Below are 15297 nucleotides of genomic sequence, written 5' to 3'. Positions count from 1 at the left end.
CCCAGGAGGATCCGTACCGCAGACGTTGCAGCGGCGGAGGGGGAGCGCTGCGACAGCACCGGCCGATTGGACGCGAACTGTGAAATCAGGCGCTCGCGACAGCAGCCAGGCCTTTCCATAAGCCCCGGTTATCGGAGATTGCAGATCTTTGCGTTGATGGGGCGGAGCGGGGAGCCGCAGGATCTGTCGCGGGCCATCAGCGCCACCACACCAACGTCATCGGACACAGGAGGACCCCGCATGCCTACCCCACCCCGACACCGCTGGCCAGATCCGGTTCGGCGCCGGCGGCGACTACTGTGTCGCAACCGCCCGAGCGGCACTGTGAGCAGTGGCGGGTGGCTCCGGGCCGCATATAGCTGCAGCATCTCGCGGTCACCGCCCGCCCCGTGCAGGTGACGGCTCGCCCCGTCGACACCCTTCACAGCCGCGCCGCGTCCTGCTCCGTCACCGAAAGGATCGGCCACACCAGACGGCTAGAGGTCATCAACGACGTCAGCGCGTCGCTGTCGGCGCCTGCTCAGTTGGGTGTGCCTACTGGGCGAGTCCCAACCCCCTGACGCGGATGCACGCTGTGCAGCAGCCAACCCGGTAGTCGCCGAAGTCTCGCTCGGCGTTCGCCCTGACGACCAGGTTCCACGGCACCCACACGCGGGCGACGGCGTTGACGGCAGTGGACGGCATCGCTCCTCACGTCGGCCGCGCCGCCGCCTCAAGCGAACGAGCGGCGGACTGTTCGTCTGCCATCCCACCGTTTCTGCTCTTCCATCCGGAAAGAAGATCGATCGTGAAGGTACTCGCGCTGGGTTCCACCGCCTACATCGGATCAGTCGTGGTCCGGCAGCTCACTGCGCACGGCCACCAGGTGGCCCACTCCGTGAAGGAGGACAGTCGGCTGCCGACCGGTGAGCCGGTGCGGATCGGCGACTTGGCCGACCCGGACTCGCTGCGGGCGGTCGTCACCGAGGACATCGATGGCGTAACCAGCCTTGCCTCCGCGATCGGAGACGGTCGTGGACACCGCGGCCGTTGACGCGCCGGTCGCCCGGCTGCGCGGCTCCGGACGCACCTTCATCTACAGCAGCGGCGTCTGGGTGCTGGGAGCCTACTGATGTCGTCGCCCTGGACGAGGTCGCCCTGGCGAACGCCATCGCCATGGTCGGCTATCGCCCGTGTATCGAGCAGCGTGTGCTGGCCGACGACGACGTACGCGCGGTCGTCGTGAGGCCCGGCTTCGCGTACGGCCAAGGCGGTGGTATCTCCGGTCTGATGGTCGGCTGAGCCGGGTGAGCGCGGCATCGGCCGGTACGAAGGCCCCCCGGCGACCAGGTAGCCGATAGTGCACCTGGATGACCCATCCAACCTGTTCGTGCTAACCGTGACCAAAGCCGACACGGCCACCGCGCTGCACGGGGTGGCGCACGAGGTGATGCCGGTCGCGGCACTGGCCGCCGACGTGGCCGCCGGCGGCAGCGGGCGGGCCGAGCCCTGGCAGACGGAACACACCGCCGAGCCCTCGGAGCCCCGTTCGCCGAGGCCCTGGGCCTGAACCAGGTATCCCGGAAGCGCGCCGTCACCCACCTCGGTTGGCAGCCCACCCGTCCGTACGTCCCCACGGTCGGCCGGAGGCGATCGTGGCTGACTCCACCAACTCTCGCGATACCCGCTCCCGCCGACTCGAACAGGCGAGAACCCGCCCCCGGCAGAAAACACGTTAACCCCGCGGTCGGCCGCCCGACCCAGGGCCTGCGGACCGCCGCGCGCCCGGACGTCGGCATCACAGCGGTCCGATCATCAAGACCGGCGGCCACACCGACACCACGGGCTTCGCCCGTCCGCGCCAGGCCCCGATCCATAGACAGCACAGTCGACTTGAGGAGAGCGAGAATGCAAGCGAAGGACCACCGGTTGCCCGGTGAGCGAAACCTGATCGCCGGGATGCTGGTGGACGCGGTGGGCACCGGCATGTACGTGCCGTTCAGCCTGGTCTTCTTCCAGCGCATCACCGGACTGCCACTGGCGATGATCGGCACCGTTCTGACGGTCGCCGGACTGCTGGCGATGGGGGCCATGCCGGTCGGCGGCTGGGCCGTCGACCGGTTCGGCGCCCGGGGGGTGCGGCTGGCCCTCTACCTGATCCGCGGTCTCGGCTTCCTGGCCTTCCCGCTCGGCACTAGTCTGCCGGTCTTCGCCCTGGTCGCCACCCTCACTGCGGCCGGCGCTCAGGCGTTCCCCGCCACTCAGCAGGCCCTGATCGGCGACCTCGCCCAAGGGGAGCACCGGGACCGGCTGATGGCGCTCGCCCGCAGCGTGAACAACGCCGGTCTCGGCGCCGGTGGTCTACTTGCCGCGGGACTGGTCCAACTCGGCGGTGATGGCGGCTTCCTGGCCGTCGCCTGGCTGAACGCGGCGACCTTCTTCATCGCGGCATTGTTCGCGCTACGGATCAGGACACCGCACCCGGCCAACCTGACGAGCGGCCGACAGCGGGCCGGCTACCGCGCGGTGCTGCGCGACCGTCCATACACCGGGCTCACCGTGGCCAACTTCCTCATCGCCCTGGGGTATTCGGCGCTCAGTGTGCTGTTGCCGGTGTACGCCGTGACCCAGTTCGATCTGCCTGCCTCGGTGGCCGGTCCGCTGTTCGCCGTCAACACCGCGCTCTGCGCCTTCGCCGGCGTGCCGGTCGGCAGGCTTGGCAGGCGCTTCACCCGACGCACCCGAGTGGCCGCGGTCGGCGCCCTGATCTTCGCCGCCGCCTTCCTCGGCTACGCCCTGCTGGGCGCCATGCCCCGCGAGGGCGTGATGACCGGCCTGGTCGGGCTGCTGGTCCTCTACACGGTCGGCGAGTTGGTGCACAGCCCGAGCGCGGGCGCGCTTTCGGTGAGCGCCGCTCCCAGCGAGGCGCGCGGCCGCTACCTGGCGACCTATCAACTGTCCTGGGCCCTGTCCCAGACCCTGGCCCCATCCCTGTTCACCGGGCTGCTGACGCTCGACGGCCGGCTGCCCTGGCTGGTGCTGGCCGCGAGCTCGACGGCCGGGGCAGCCATGCTGTTCGCCCTGGAGCGGCGCCTGCCAGCCGAGGCCGTGTTCACTACGGCGGTCGATGCCCTGCCGCCCACCCGCACCGAGACCGCCGAGCCGAGGTCGCTCAGCCCAGGACGCGCCGGATAGCACCCTGGCAGTGTCCTTGTACCAATGCGGAGCAGGTTCTCTGCCGCTGCCGAAACCGACACGAACATGGTCGACTTCGGCAGGCCATGGCGTTTCGCCCCGGTGCCAGCGACGGCGGCCGCTGACATGCTGGAGGTCGCTGGTGCCGGATGGCGACGAGGAGGTCGCCGGGAGGACAGGAAGCCACAGGTGCCCTCAGCACACAAAATGAGGGCGGACGGTCGTCCGCCTGAGGCCAGGTGGACGGTGACCTGTCCGGTGGTGGTGTCCGAGTTCGATGGTGCCGAAGATGGCGGTGCAGTACCGGGGGTCGCCGCTGGTGTAGCGCTCGTGGAGCATCTTGCTGAGGGTGGCGAGTGTGTCGACGGCTTCTGGGCCATGCAGGGCGGCCGTGCTCAGTGTCTAGAGGGGCAGTGACATGACGGGCTGTTTCCTGCGGACCCTTGCCGCACACATCTCCGAGGACGAACGCGGAACGGTTTCCGCCATGGGGGACGCCGTGGGAGTCGTCACCGGCTCAAGAAACGCGCTCGCCCCACGCCAGTAGGCCCCACTCCCCCTCCACGCTTCCGCCCGTGCCTGGCATGGGAGACACGACCGCCTCCTACACAACACGGCCCCCGGACCGGCTCGCTCGTGCCGGGCATGACCCGAACGCACCGACGCGCTGCCACTCCCCTTCGGGGCGCCGGGCGAGGCGGTGCATGGCGAGCACGATGGACGTGTTTCAGCCATCGGGAAGGGGGGCCATATACTTCCCGGGCTCAACGACCATGGGGGATGTTGGGCGGGACACGGGGGCGTCATGGAGCTGCGTGACATCGAGATCTTTCTGGTGCTGTCCGAGGAGTTGCACTTCGGCCGGACGGCCGAGCGGCTGCGGGTTTCCCAGGCCCGCGTCAGTCAGGTCATTCGGAAGCAGGAACGTCGCATAGGTGCCGCGCTCTTCGAGCGCACCAGCCGCACCGTGCGCCTGACCGCGGTGGGGCGCCAACTGCGCGACGATCTGCAGCCGGTCTACGCGGGCCTGCACGCGTCCATGGAACGCGCCCGGCTGGCCGCCCGCGGGGTCACCGACCGGATCCGTATCGGCATGATGCCGTTCAACGTCGCTGACCTGCACTTCTACTGGAAGACTTTCCGGTCGCGTTATCCCCGGTGGGAACTGGAGATCCATCAGTTGACGTATCTCGACCCGTTCGGCCGACTGCGCAACGGCGAGTTCGACGTGCTGGTTGCCTGGCTGCCCGTCGAGGAACCCGATTTTACGGTCGGACCGGTCCTGATGACGGACCCCCGAATACTCGCCGTCACCGCCGACCACCCACTCGCGCAACGCACCTCGGTACGGCTGGAAATGTTCGCCGACTTCCAGCACGCCATGCCGTCCGGCATCCCCGACTACTGGGAGGACGGCTACCTTCCCTTCAACACTCCGCGGGGCCGGCTGATCGAGCGCGGCCGGCCCACGACCAACGCCGAAGACATGATCAACCAGGTAGGCATGGGCGAAACCATCCACGGCTTCCCCAGCCACGTCATCCGGCACTGGGGCATGCCGAACATCCGTTGGGTACCCGTCCCTGACCTGGCGACCCTGTCCTATGTCCTGATCTGGCGGACCGAATCAGAGAACGAGGCAATCCGCGCCCTCGCCGACACGGTCCGCGAACTCGGAGCTTTCCAGTTCTGACGCGCCACTCGGGTGCTCAGTGGTGCCTACTGCGGAATCCAAGTCTGGACGCCCACTGGGACTCCGCCGGCGGCCAGCCCCCCTCAGCCGACCAACAGCACGATCCCATCCGAAGGGCTTGTCCCAACGAGCGGGAAGGGCGCCAGGACCAGGGCGAGCGAACCGGCGACGATCGTAAGCACCCGCCGTTCATCGCGCCCCACGACCGCACCGGCGAGGAAGTTGCCCAGGGAGCCGTCGACGCCGCACACGAGTAGAAACTGCCTGACCATGCTCTGACTGATGCCGGAGATGTCCCGCAAGGCGGGGCTACGAAGGTGAACGCCGCGAAGTCTCCTCCCACCAGCAGGAATGTGGTGAGCACTCCGGTGCGGACGGCCGGCTTGCGGATCTATGCCGCCAGCGTGCGCAGTCGGACGAGGTCGCAGGCGGGCACGGACGGCATGAGGGGCAGCAAGACGACGACAACGCGCAAGCCGAGGCCGCCGACGGTGCCGAACGCGGTCCACCAACTGCCGTACTCCCCCGATCAGCGTCCCGGCCGGGAAACCCAGCACATGGCGACCCTGGCACGGCCGAAGACGAGGGCGGTGGCCCGACCGACGTAAGCGCCGGGCACCATGCTCACAGCCATGCCGGCCGCGAGCGTTCAGAACCCGCCATGCCGTTGCCGGTGAGGAACCACGAGACGAGCAGCTCGGCGAAGTCGGAGGTCAGGACGGACAGCACGTTGGCGACGGGCATCAGACCCAGCAAGGCGATCAAGACTGTGCATCGGTCGAGCCGCCGGATGAGGACGGGCAACAGCGGCGCGGTGGCGAAGGCGGGGATGACGCGGAACGATGATCAGCAGTCCGGCGTCCCCTCCGAGACGTCCACGATCCGCCTAGCGGAGAAGCCAGGCTCCGACGTCGGTGCGGAGCCAGCGGATCTTCGAGCGGATTCGGCCCTGGACAAGACGAACTCCTCGAGGGTGGGGTGGGAAAGGAGAAGGTCCGGGCAAGGGGCGTGGATAGCGCGGACCTCACGGCCGGGTCACGGCGGCGGGGCCACGCGTCCCCCACAGGTCGAGCGCCTCGTACTGGGGCCGCCACCTGCGCGCGTACACGTGGTGCGCGTGCTTCGGCAGGAGCTGATCCAGGACCGAGGCAACGGTCCGCTCGTCGGCACCGTCCAGGAGCCAGGGCAGGAACCCCGCCACGCACGGTTCGATCTTCCGGGCATGGGCACGCCCGAAGAGATCCCACTGCTGCTGACTCAAGGCCGTCTGCACCAGCGGGAGGACGGTCTCCTCCTCATGAGCGAGGTGCTTGTCGAGGCCGGTGACCAGGCCGTCGACGAGCTCTTCAAAAAGGTCCGGCCCGATGTGGACGTCGGTCAATCCGTCGTCGACTGTTTCGATGAGAAAAGCGAGAGCGGCGTGCTCGGCCTCGATCGCCTCAAGCCGCGTCAGGTCGAAGGGCCGACCGGCCAGCGCCCGCCGCAACGAAGGCCACAGCGCCTCGTCCTCAGCGGCTTGGTGGGCATGCAGGGCGCTGTGGAACATCCCCCAGCCCGGGGCTACGCGCAGCACATGCCGGAGACCGGCACGATGGACGGCGACGGCTCGGGCGACGTGTCCCAACTCCCTGCGCAGCGCGTCATGCACCGCGTAGGTCACGGTCATGTCGAGCCTCTCGCTCACGTCGTCCCACTCCCGTGTGCCAATTACTGATGGATTGTCGGGAGCCGACAGCACGACTCGTCCTGACACGAACCAGCCTCTCCCGGGGATACCAAAGGATCAACGCAGACTTCGGGAGCGATCGATAACTCAGCGGTTATCAATGCCCGTTCTCCAGCTCCCGCAAGGCACCCCGGGCAAGAGGTGCACATGGGCGAGCAGCCACTGGGTGTGTCCCCGATGGACTGGACGGTCGAGCCGCCGTCCGGGGCCGAGGCGCCGCGCGAGGAGTTCCGGGTGCAAACTGAGCGCCTGGCAGGCGAGCGCGCGCTGAGCGCACCAGCTCGGTGGCCAGGCGGTCCATCAGGAGGCTGTCCTGCCAGGTACCGTCCGGGCCACGTTCGTATCGCCACATGATGCCGGCCGGCTTGCATGTGCTGGCCCTCTGCTACTCGCCGCTACGGCGCCCAACCGCCCTCTTCCTTCGCCGAAGTGTTCCCTGGCCCGGAGGTCCGGGCTTACCTTCATGACGCGCACGATCACGCATGAGGGGCTCGCATGCCCGCCCCAGCCAACCTGCCCGGTCCTCCCCCGGAGATCCGGGCAGACACGGACGGCCCGACAACGCGTCAGCGCGCCGTTCTGCACTGCGACGGCGCATCAGTCCACAACCGCGGATACTCCCCTTCGATGCACGAGATCGCCGAGGCAGTGGGGCTCTCGCCAGCAAGAGCTCGGTATCCCTCAGGGCCACACTCCCGCACCAGGGCCTGCTGTACCAAGCTCCCCAGGGCCCCGGGCCCACGGCCTCACGTCCAGGGACCCGTCGCTGCTCCCCCGGCGGTCTGAGCCGACACCCTCCTCCCCCCCACGACTCTGGCCGCACGGGCGCACGAGGCCGAGCAGGCGGGCATCATCCACGTGCCCCCTGTCGGCCAGATCACCACCGGCATCCCTACCACCACCCAGCAGGACCTCCAGACCGTGCTGGCCATGCGACGCGCGGTGGTCGGTCACGGCGACCTCGTCGCGTTGACCGTGATCGCCCAGAGCGTGTTCGACGCGGGCATCCGTGACGTCGACATCGCCACGATCAGGCGCCAGCCCGCAGCCGGACACGGCGACATCGTGGCGCTCTCGTCGAAGGTGACGACGCCGGTGCCCGTCATCGTAGGTCTGTTCGTCAGTGGTAGAACGGGTGGAGCCCAGACACGCGAGGGGTCATCGAAGAACTGGTGGAGGAGGCGGAACGGCAAATCCGCGGCTGGCCTCGGGGATCGAGGAGATGCCGCAGTTCACGACGAACGGGTACGCCGCTGTCCGCAGCGCCGGAGGCCTCTTCGTCTTCGCCATCCAGCCCGTCTGACGGACAGGCGCACTCCGCCGCCCGCCCCCCGGCACAGGGCTCGGCGGGTCCCGGCGGGCCGTCGACCCCCGGTGGGGGGTGTCGGGGGGGAGTGAGCCAAAGCCGGGCAGCCGGTTCAACTGGCTGATCCCGTCCCGTCTGACCCCACGTTCGGACACCCCGTGATCCCCGCTGGACATACCCGGTGGCATGCACGTTCGCGTTCGCGAGCGGTGAGCCAGCTCTGAGCCAGTGTCCGCCCATCGACGTCCTGCCGACCGGGCGGCCGTGACGGTCTCTGGTGACTACAACCTGGCCAAGGCCATAGGCCCGGCCCGGCGATGCCTCACACTCTCCGGGTATGCCCAGCACCAGCATGTCGCAGAGTCCTTGATTCCCGCACCACAGGGCCCCTCGAACTGCTCGTGTATCTCGCCCGTGAGGACCGCCTCAATTAGGTCCGCCTGCGCCGCGAGCGGCCGGTCACCGTGGAGCGTCCCAGCCCTGGAGGACCGAGAGCGAGTCGTCAACTGTGAGTGCCCGAACGTGCATTGACCAGTTCCGGAGGGTCTCTGTCATGCCTGCTCACAGCGAGCGAGACAACCGTGACGAAAAATCCGAGGTCCCGTCCTCTCACGGCGCTGTCATGGCCTCGCAGTGCTTTTTGATGAGTTCGTAGGAGCGGACGCGGGCGTCGAGATCGTAAACAGGCGTGGTCAGCATGAGTTCGTCCGCTCCGGTCTCGGCAGCCAGTTGCGCGAGCCGGCGCACGACGGTCTCGGGTGTTCCGCACGCCTGCTGTGCACGGAATCCGGCGAGCGCCTGTCGTTCCTCCGGCGTGAAGGGATGGGCTGCGGCGTCCGCAGGGGTGGGGAAGGGAATGTCGCTCAGCCCCTTGATGAGCCCGGCCTTCACCACGTCCATGGGCCCGGCTCGCCAGGCCGCTTCCTGTTCCGTCTCAGCGCATATGACTTCCACGCACACCAGGACCCGGGGCCGCTCACACCAACGGGACGGCACGAACTCGGCCCGGTAGCGCTCCAGTACGGCGAAGGTGCTGTCGGGCCGGATGTGGTGGGCGACGGCGATCGGCAGGCCGAGTCGCGCGGCGAGGGCGGCACCCGCAGTACTGGAGCACAGCAGCCAGGGCTCCGGCAGGAAACCGAGTGACACTTCGTCCACCAGGAATGACAGGATCGCCGCGACGTCGTCGTGGTACTGCTCGTCCGTCGCCGGCCCGGCTCCGCGGCGCAGTGCGCGCGCGGTGGCCTCGTCAAAAGTTCCGGGGCCGCGGCCGATACCCAGGTCGATGCGGTCCTCGTGCAACGCGGCCAGTGTTCCGAACTGCTCCGCGAGCGTGATGGGCGCATGGTTGGGCGCCAGTACTCCGCCCGACCCGAGCCGGATCGATGAGGTCGAGGCCGCCGCGTGAGCAATCAGGACCACGGGCGGGAACGCACCGATCGCGGGCGAATGGTGGTGCTCGGCGTACCAGATCCTCTGGTACCCCAGGAGTTCGAGCTTACGAGCGAAGACGGCGGTATCCCGCAGGGTCTCCACGCCACGGGTCCCTGACTCGACCACCGCGACTTCCAGCACTGATATCGGCACATCGATCATCCCGCCAGCATAGGGAAGGAAGCGGCTACTGAGGTTTACGGCTCAGGGTGACGGTGATCTCGCTGGTGGGTGCATGCGCGTGTGATGCGGTATCCCGACGGGGGGTCTGACCACGAACAAGTTGGCTCAGGGCAAGAATGTGCGGTTCGAGGCCGACGAATTGTACGAGCAACGGGTGACGCCGACGCGGGTTGCACGGCGATCGCAGGTCTCCCGCAAGTCCGTCTATGCCTGGCACGCCCGCTGGCGGGGGGCCGGTGTGGAGGCGCTGCGGCCCAAAGGGCCGTCCTGGCTGCCGTCCCGAATGAAGCCCGACTGGCGCGACTGGCTGGCCGCCGGACTGGAGGGGGGCGGGCCGCGCAGGGCTGAGTGGAGGACCGGCCGTGGAAGTTGAAAGGCTCAGTGCGTCAACTGAGCGTCCTGGTGAAGTTGATCAGATTCGTTGCGGCCGATGGCTCATCGGCTCGGGGTCGATCACCAGCGTTGGCAGCACTGGCGGGTCAACTGCCTTGAACCTGCCTGACCCGCTGGTGGTCACGCCCCTGCGGCCCCACGAAACCAGCCGCTGCGGGCGGCCTTGACGCCTGCCCCGCGGTGCGGTGCCATGGCCCTATCGAAGGAGGGGCCGTGGCACCCGATGGGTACAGTGAAGCCGGGGACCATGCTGGTGAGGGGGATGGTGACCCGCCGGACAGCTCTCTGGATCCACACATTCCCGGACCTGCGGACAGTTTCTGGGTGGGCGTGCTCGTCCTGATCGTGGTGGTACTCCTCCTGACCGTCCTCGTGACCCACATCGACTGGAGCTCTGGAGACCCGACCAACAACATGCCGCCCTACAAGTGACAATTTTGCCGCCAGCCTGGACCGATGTCGCGACGGTGCCGCCGCAACTGCCGGCAGCTGCAAGCCATCCCAGCTGCGCGCCGGACTCCTCCACCGTCTCCAGCACCCCGGCCTCTAGCGCACCGCCGGATTACACATCGCGGCGCTGCGGATCTGTACCCCTGGCCCCCACCCCGGCGGCGCACCCACGGCAGGCTCTTCACTCCGCGCGATCCTGCGGCGGAGCGGCAATGCTGACACTGTTGCGATCATCGGCCAGTTCGAGGAGGCCTTCACCCTCTGTTTGCCCGTGGGGCCAGGCATCCGAAGGAACTACTGGAGGCGACAGGGAAGCCCGCCACTGCCCACGTCCTGGTCGTCGAACGCGCCCTCACCACCCGGCTGATCGACGAGTCGCGCCGAGCCGGGTGGACTGCCGCTGACGTCCCATGGCCTGTCCGGCGTGGATCGTCTCACCCGAGATCGCCCATGCCGTCACGGACGTCAACTCCGCTTCCACCTAACCGTGTTCGCTGCGGCGAAGGGCCTCCCGTATCTCGCTGAGCTTCGCGGTCGTTGCCGGGGTCCGCTCCTGTGCTTGTTCAGCAAGTCGGAAGGCATCGTCGATCTCACTGAGCTTCCTGGAGGACAGGACGGCCGCCCGCTCTATCAGGTCGTCCCGGGACACGGCGGTCAGCCACGTGCACGGGGTGAAGCCTGGACGCGGAAGCGCGAGCCGCAGCACGCCTTCGAGCGGCAGCCCTTCACCGGCGCCGACCGCCACTTCGATGCCCAGACCGCTGATGTCGAGTCCCGCCGGAGCGACCACCTGCATCACCTGGAAGCCGGACGCGTCGTCTCCTGACAGCAGTACGACCAACCTCCGCTCGTCGAACTGGACCCACCAGACTTCGCCACGTTGCACAAGCCCTCCGATACACAGGACGACAGGCAGACGCTGCGCGACCTGACGCGGTGTGGAGACGGGTGCGGCCGCCGTTAATCATCGGCGTGTGAAGACACACGATCATGCGGTGACCGCAAGTCACAGCGTAGACCCTGCCTGCTGCCAGGAGGCGTTCGAGGGCCCGTTGAGCCGGATACGGGACGCTTCACACGGCTCGAATCTCGATGCCGGCCGGAAGTTGGTACTCGGCCTGTTGTCGGTCCTGTTCGCGCAAGAACTGCTGGACCATCGCCGAGTGGGCCGGATCAAGGATGGTTTGCAGCCCTCCGCGTCATGCCTTGGGGATTCATCGTTGACTCAGGAGGACGCATGGGCAGACGAACCGTCGGCACCGGACTGTTAGAGGGGTGGTGTTCACTTCAGGGGGGCTGGGGTGTGCGGGCTGCGTACCCGTTACTCGACGGACCTGTCCCGTGCGGAATGGGAGATCTCCGTCCGTTGGTGCCAGCGGTCAAGTCCGGCGGCCGACCGGCGAAACACACGACGTGTTTGGAGACTGTTGCCGCCTGACCTCCGCCGTGGCAGACGGTCTGCCGACTGCTGGCCCGGATGGCAGCAAGAAGGCCTGACGACCGCATCGCACGACGGCCTGGCCGATGCTGCTGGTGCGTGGGCTGAGACGGATGAATCGCAGGCGTACGGGCTCACCGACGGTACCGCTTGCGAGGTGGTGGTCCTGCTGTCCAGACTGGCAGACCGTGCCAGCCTGGGCGTCGACGCCTGTACTGCTGGTGGGATCTGTAAACGAGATGAGCATGATGGGATTGAGCAGGGCAGAAGCCGTTGCTCTCGTGCAGCGGATCACGAATGCCGACTTCGACTCAGAGGCGGAGGTCGACGGCTGGCTGGAGAAGCTGGACCGAGCCTTGGCCGGATGTGGCAAGTCGTAGCCGTCCGCCCAGGCCCAGAACCGTAGGAGCCAGCCCTCGTAGGCGGCACTCGCGGGCTCGCCGCAGGCCCGGGCAGGCCTGGCTGCGAGTCAGCTGGGTGCCGCTCACGAACGATGAGGGCGGCACGTGTGGACCCCAGGTGCTCCCGCGGTTGTACCTACCTGAACTGGACCTGGACTTCGTGCGCGACGAACTCCCTTCACTGAGCTACCGGTTCGCCTTGACGGTTGTCCCGTAACTGATCTTTGGCAGCACGAGAGTGGCTGGCCGGTATCGCATCCCAGGTTCCCCTTGAGGAGGCACTGACTTCCGTTCGCCCTTGCGACCGCACGCCACAACAGCGGGTAGTAGACGCGTCCTCCCAACAACGTGTGGACCTCCCGACCTGGGGAGATGAGCAGGGCCCTGTTATCGTGCGCCGATGGCAACGATCAAGCAGTTCCAAGTGACCTTCGACTGCGCGGAGCCTGCGCGCCTCGCCGCCTTCTGGTGCGAGGTGCTGGGGTACGTCGTGCCGACGGTCCCGGAGGGCTTCGCCACGTGGGAGGAGTACCACCTCTCGCTGCCGCCCGATGACGAGATCTACTTCGCGTGCATCGATCCCTCGGGTCTGGCCCCGCGCTTGCTCTTCCAGCGAGTTCCCGAGGGCAAGGTCGTCAAGAACCGGCTGCATCTTGATGTGCGGGTCGGCACCGGGCTCGTGGGTGAGGAGCGCCTTGCCACGCTCGAGGCCGAATGCGCACGACTGATAGCACTCGGCGCGAAACACGTGCTGACGCAGCGCGCCGATGGCGTCAACGAGTCGTGCATCACGATGCAGGACATTGAGGGCAACGAGTTCTGCCTCGACTAATTCTCCTCCGAGATTGCGACGTGGGGAGCCATCTCCAACCTTGGGGAACATATGGGCTGCCGATATCGCTTGCCCGATGTTCCCCAAGGCCAGTCTCCCGTGGACCTCTCAGGTCCCGCATGCGGCGGGAGTCATCCCGTGAGAGCCAGGTTGTGTAAGCGGGCAACGCCGTGCATCGCGTGGCGCACACCGTCGCGTCTCAGGCGGCAGTCGCGCAGGACCTTCCAGGTCTTCATACGGGCGGCATCAGGCAACGTTCGCGTGGCCGTGACATTGGCGGGGACCGTCCTGCAGCCCGGAGATCTTTCGCCGGGGCACGGGGTCCGTGGTGACCTGGCAGCGGCCACAGACGGTGCTGCTCTGCGCGCAGGGCGGCCTCGCGCAAGCGGCAGTGGAGTCTTATGTGCAGCACCTATACGCACGGATCATTATCAGCTTTCCAGGGCTCGGAACACTCACCGGCGCCAGGAATGCTTGCCGGGATCGATGACGACTGACCCGGCAAAGACCTCAATACACCTGCGGACGCGTCTACGGCACCGCCTCCGTCCACGAGCACGCGTGCGTCCGGCTGTTCAATGCTTCGTCGTCCGGACCCCTCCCAGAGGTCCCGCCCGGCCGAGATCTGCGACAACTTCATCGCTCGCGTCGAAGAAGCCGAGCGTGAAGGTTGGGCCGGGGAAGTTGCTGGCCTCCAAGTCAGCCTCGCCAGGGCGGAAGCCAAGCTCTCCCAGCTCGACGGCCGCTCCGCCCTCCAGCTCGCTCACGAACGGATCTGCGCGTTCCTCACAACGGTGCCGCGGCCGAGCAGCCGGAGGCTGCATCGGGGCAGGGCGTGCCGGTCGACCTGGTCCGCCCGCAGCCGTTGCCATCGGCCGAGGGGCTGTCCGATGAGTCGTTTGAGCTGATCAGGGCCGTGGCCAAGTGGTCATCACGCAACCCGACGAGCCGGATGTCGTAGGCGTTGACCACCTGGATCGGATGCCACCACCCCGCGGTCGATGGCATCCGACTGGCCGGGTGCCGGAACCAGCTACGCGCTCCGGGTCATCAGGCCGGCGTCGATGGCCTCAGCGATAAGGGTGGCGCCGCGGCTGTTCTGATGGATGTGGTCGGTCGTGAGCACAAGACCTCGCCGCCGCGAGATCGTGTCAAGGCTACGGCGCAGCAAGGTGTGCTGGGCGAGGACGCCGACGACCGCTGCCGGCGTCACCTCCCGGTATGGAATCGGCGGCGGGTCCGCCTGGCGCAGTTCCTCGATCTGGCGTTCGTGGAGCGGAAGGTAGGCCACCTCGTTGCTGTCGGCGACCTCGGCGATCATCCGGCTGTACGCCTGCGATGCCTGTGCCGCTGCTCCGTCGAGTTGTTGGCCGAGTACCGGCAGGGACAGCAGACCGATCGTAGCGTCGGTCTCCGCTCGCAGCCGTGCGACGACGGCTCCCAGGCACTGTTGGAACCAGTCGGCCGACGGGCGTTCAGGAAGCTGTTTGCGCTTCATGGCCTGCTCGACGGGGTAGCCGGCAATGCTTGCTCGGGCGTCGTTGGTCCCGATCAACACGGTGATCACATCGGGTGGGTTCGTGACGACAGCATCGAGACGCTGCAAGAGGTTGTAGGCGAAGTCGCCGTTGGCGCCGAAACGGGCAAGCTGTACGTCACCGGAAGAGTGGCGTCGTCCGAGAAGATCCAGGTAGTCGACGCTGAACTGCGCGCGGGTGAGGCTGTCGCCGAGGCACGCGATGCGTGTCGTCACGGCGCTTCCTCCGGGCTGGGCGTGCCGACGTGTTCGGTCGGGCGGGGCGTGCCGGCGTGTTCGGTCGGGCGGGTGTCGGTCCGAGGACGGTGGTCAGTGCCGAGGGTCGCGGTGATGGCCAGGATGGACGTCGGCCCCTGCATGTCGACCGCGTGCCATACCCCGGCCGGGTTGATGGTGGCCTGGCCCGGTCCGAGCAGAACGCGGTCGAGGACCCCGTCCACGTCGCGGGTGACCGTCACGGACCCGCTGAGGCAAACGACCAGTTCGTCGCCTGCGGGGTGGCTCTCCCAATGGTCACCGAGACCGTCGCCGTCGAAGATCATCACCAACCGGCCCTCGGCGCCGTCTGCCGCGACCGCGGCGCTGTAAGCCTGGAGCACCTCCGGGTCCCAGGTGAGACCCTCGACGGTTTTCGCTGTCGATCCCAGTCCGAGATGCACGGGGGTGGTCCGCAGGTCCGCCGCATTGCTTTCGTGGTGTACGAGTCTCATGCCGATGATCGTCCACGACA

17 protein-coding genes and 2 pseudogenes are annotated in these 15297 nt (G+C 67.7%); 9 read left to right on the top strand and 10 right to left on the bottom strand.

Translation table 11 applies throughout. The annotated features are described in order from the left end of the window. Positions 1-534: 534 nt before the first annotated feature. Complete coding sequence (locus AC069K_RS04095; RefSeq protein ID WP_478611918.1) at positions 535-684, bottom strand: hypothetical protein; 150 nt, start codon at positions 682-684, stop codon at positions 535-537. A gap of 103 nt (positions 685-787) precedes the next feature. On the opposite strand from AC069K_RS04095, the gene AC069K_RS04090 reads away from it, so the two are divergent. The 4 genes from AC069K_RS04090 to AC069K_RS04075 all read left to right on the top strand — a co-directional run bounded on the left by AC069K_RS04090 (position 788) and on the right by AC069K_RS04075 (position 4867). After that, a complete protein-coding gene (locus tag AC069K_RS04090; protein ID WP_478611916.1) occupies positions 788-1033 on the top strand; it encodes an NAD-dependent epimerase/dehydratase family protein in 246 nt (81 codons plus the stop codon). 345 nt (positions 1034-1378) lie between these two features. Beyond that, entirely contained in the window at positions 1379-1549 is a 171-nt protein-coding gene (locus AC069K_RS04085) for a hypothetical protein (RefSeq protein WP_478611914.1), read from the top strand. 338 nt (positions 1550-1887) lie between these two features. Next, positions 1888-3174: an MFS transporter gene (locus tag AC069K_RS04080; protein WP_478611912.1), complete on the top strand. Its 1287-nt coding sequence runs from the start codon at positions 1888-1890 to the stop codon at positions 3172-3174. A gap of 805 nt (positions 3175-3979) precedes the next feature. Beyond that, positions 3980-4867 (top strand): LysR family transcriptional regulator, encoded by an 888-nt coding sequence (locus tag AC069K_RS04075; RefSeq protein WP_478611910.1) that lies wholly within the window; start codon positions 3980-3982, stop codon positions 4865-4867. Positions 4868-4950: 83 nt separating this feature from the next. Here AC069K_RS04075 and AC069K_RS04070 read toward each other — a convergent pair whose 3' ends face one another. The 3 genes from AC069K_RS04070 to AC069K_RS04060 form a co-directional block, all read right to left on the bottom strand. Then, a complete protein-coding gene (locus tag AC069K_RS04070; protein ID WP_478611908.1) occupies positions 4951-5169 on the bottom strand; it encodes a hypothetical protein in 219 nt (72 codons plus the stop codon). Positions 5170-5491: 322 nt separating this feature from the next. Continuing rightward, on the bottom strand, positions 5492-5632 hold the full coding sequence (locus tag AC069K_RS04065; RefSeq protein ID WP_365104921.1) for a hypothetical protein: 141 nt from the start codon (positions 5630-5632) through the stop codon (positions 5492-5494). Positions 5633-5891: 259 nt separating this feature from the next. Then, a complete protein-coding gene (locus tag AC069K_RS04060) occupies positions 5892-6551 on the bottom strand; it encodes a hemerythrin domain-containing protein (protein ID WP_478611906.1) in 660 nt (219 codons plus the stop codon). A 537-nt stretch (positions 6552-7088) separates the two neighbouring features. Between AC069K_RS04060 and AC069K_RS04055 the strand changes: the two genes are divergently transcribed. Together AC069K_RS04055 and AC069K_RS04050 are read left to right on the top strand one after the other, a co-directional pair. Then, positions 7089-7379, top strand: coding sequence for a LexA family protein (locus tag AC069K_RS04055; protein ID WP_478611904.1), 291 nt, complete (start codon positions 7089-7091; stop codon positions 7377-7379). A gap of 72 nt (positions 7380-7451) precedes the next feature. Beyond that, positions 7452-7991 carry a LexA family protein gene (locus AC069K_RS04050; protein WP_478611902.1) on the top strand — a complete coding sequence of 180 codons (540 nt, stop codon included), beginning with the start codon at positions 7452-7454 and terminating at the stop codon, positions 7989-7991. A 517-nt stretch (positions 7992-8508) separates the two neighbouring features. Here the strand turns inward: AC069K_RS04050 and AC069K_RS04045 are convergent. Further along, positions 8509-9495, bottom strand: coding sequence for an LLM class flavin-dependent oxidoreductase (locus tag AC069K_RS04045; RefSeq protein ID WP_478611900.1), 987 nt, complete (start codon positions 9493-9495; stop codon positions 8509-8511). Positions 9496-9634: 139 nt separating this feature from the next. On the opposite strand from AC069K_RS04045, the gene AC069K_RS04040 reads away from it, so the two are divergent. Beyond that, positions 9635-9889, top strand: a complete 255-nt coding sequence (locus AC069K_RS04040; protein WP_478612025.1) for a helix-turn-helix domain-containing protein — start codon at positions 9635-9637, stop codon at positions 9887-9889. Positions 9890-10840: 951 nt separating this feature from the next. On the opposite strand, the gene AC069K_RS04035 is transcribed toward AC069K_RS04040, so the two are convergent. Further along, entirely contained in the window at positions 10841-11245 is a 405-nt protein-coding gene (locus tag AC069K_RS04035; RefSeq protein ID WP_478611898.1) for a type II toxin-antitoxin system PemK/MazF family toxin, read from the bottom strand. Positions 11246-11354: 109 nt separating this feature from the next. Here AC069K_RS04035 and AC069K_RS04030 point away from each other — a divergent pair. Then, positions 11355-11538: pseudogene (locus tag AC069K_RS04030) on the top strand (IS701 family transposase); the annotation flags it as partial. Positions 11539-12598: 1060 nt separating this feature from the next. Then, a complete protein-coding gene (locus AC069K_RS04025; protein ID WP_478611896.1) occupies positions 12599-13030 on the top strand; it encodes a VOC family protein in 432 nt (143 codons plus the stop codon). A 131-nt stretch (positions 13031-13161) separates the two neighbouring features. Here AC069K_RS04025 and AC069K_RS04020 read toward each other — a convergent pair. The 4 genes and pseudogenes from AC069K_RS04020 to AC069K_RS04005 all read right to left on the bottom strand — a co-directional run. Next, positions 13162-13272, bottom strand: a pseudogene (locus AC069K_RS04020) (IS5/IS1182 family transposase); the annotation flags it as partial. A gap of 333 nt (positions 13273-13605) precedes the next feature. Continuing rightward, positions 13606-13797 (bottom strand): hypothetical protein, encoded by a 192-nt coding sequence (locus AC069K_RS04015; protein WP_478611894.1) that lies wholly within the window; start codon positions 13795-13797, stop codon positions 13606-13608. Between the two features lie 266 nt (positions 13798-14063). After that, positions 14064-14783, bottom strand: coding sequence for an SGNH/GDSL hydrolase family protein (locus AC069K_RS04010; RefSeq protein ID WP_478611892.1), 720 nt, complete (start codon positions 14781-14783; stop codon positions 14064-14066). Beyond that, complete coding sequence (locus tag AC069K_RS04005; protein ID WP_478611890.1) at positions 14780-15277, bottom strand: cupin domain-containing protein; 498 nt, start codon at positions 15275-15277, stop codon at positions 14780-14782. Before AC069K_RS04005 ends, AC069K_RS04010 begins: the two co-directional genes overlap by 4 nt. Positions 15278-15297 lie beyond the last annotated feature (20 nt).

Source organism: Streptomyces sp. NPDC043908, from assembly GCF_056435525.1.
The sequence above is the reverse complement of the archived record's forward strand: the minus strand, read 5'-3'. Positions and strand labels throughout refer to the sequence as shown.

What these genes read in the sequence shown, in the direction of transcription:
- AC069K_RS04075 (WP_478611910.1), top strand. Translation starts at nt 3,980, where the DNA reads ATGGAGCTGCGTGACATCGAGATCTTTCTGGTGCTGTCCGAGGAGTTG.
- AC069K_RS04045 (WP_478611900.1), bottom strand. Translation starts at nt 9,495, where the DNA reads ATGATCGATGTGCCGATATCAGTGCTGGAAGTCGCGGTGGTCGAGTCA.
- AC069K_RS04080 (WP_478611912.1), top strand. Translation starts at nt 1,888, where the DNA reads ATGCAAGCGAAGGACCACCGGTTGCCCGGTGAGCGAAACCTGATCGCC.
- AC069K_RS04005 (WP_478611890.1), bottom strand. Translation starts at nt 15,277, where the DNA reads ATGAGACTCGTACACCACGAAAGCAATGCGGCGGACCTGCGGACCACC.
- AC069K_RS04095 (WP_478611918.1), bottom strand. Translation starts at nt 684, where the DNA reads ATGCCGTCCACTGCCGTCAACGCCGTCGCCCGCGTGTGGGTGCCGTGG.
- AC069K_RS04025 (WP_478611896.1), top strand. Translation starts at nt 12,599, where the DNA reads ATGGCAACGATCAAGCAGTTCCAAGTGACCTTCGACTGCGCGGAGCCT.
- AC069K_RS04055 (WP_478611904.1), top strand. Translation starts at nt 7,089, where the DNA reads ATGCCCGCCCCAGCCAACCTGCCCGGTCCTCCCCCGGAGATCCGGGCA.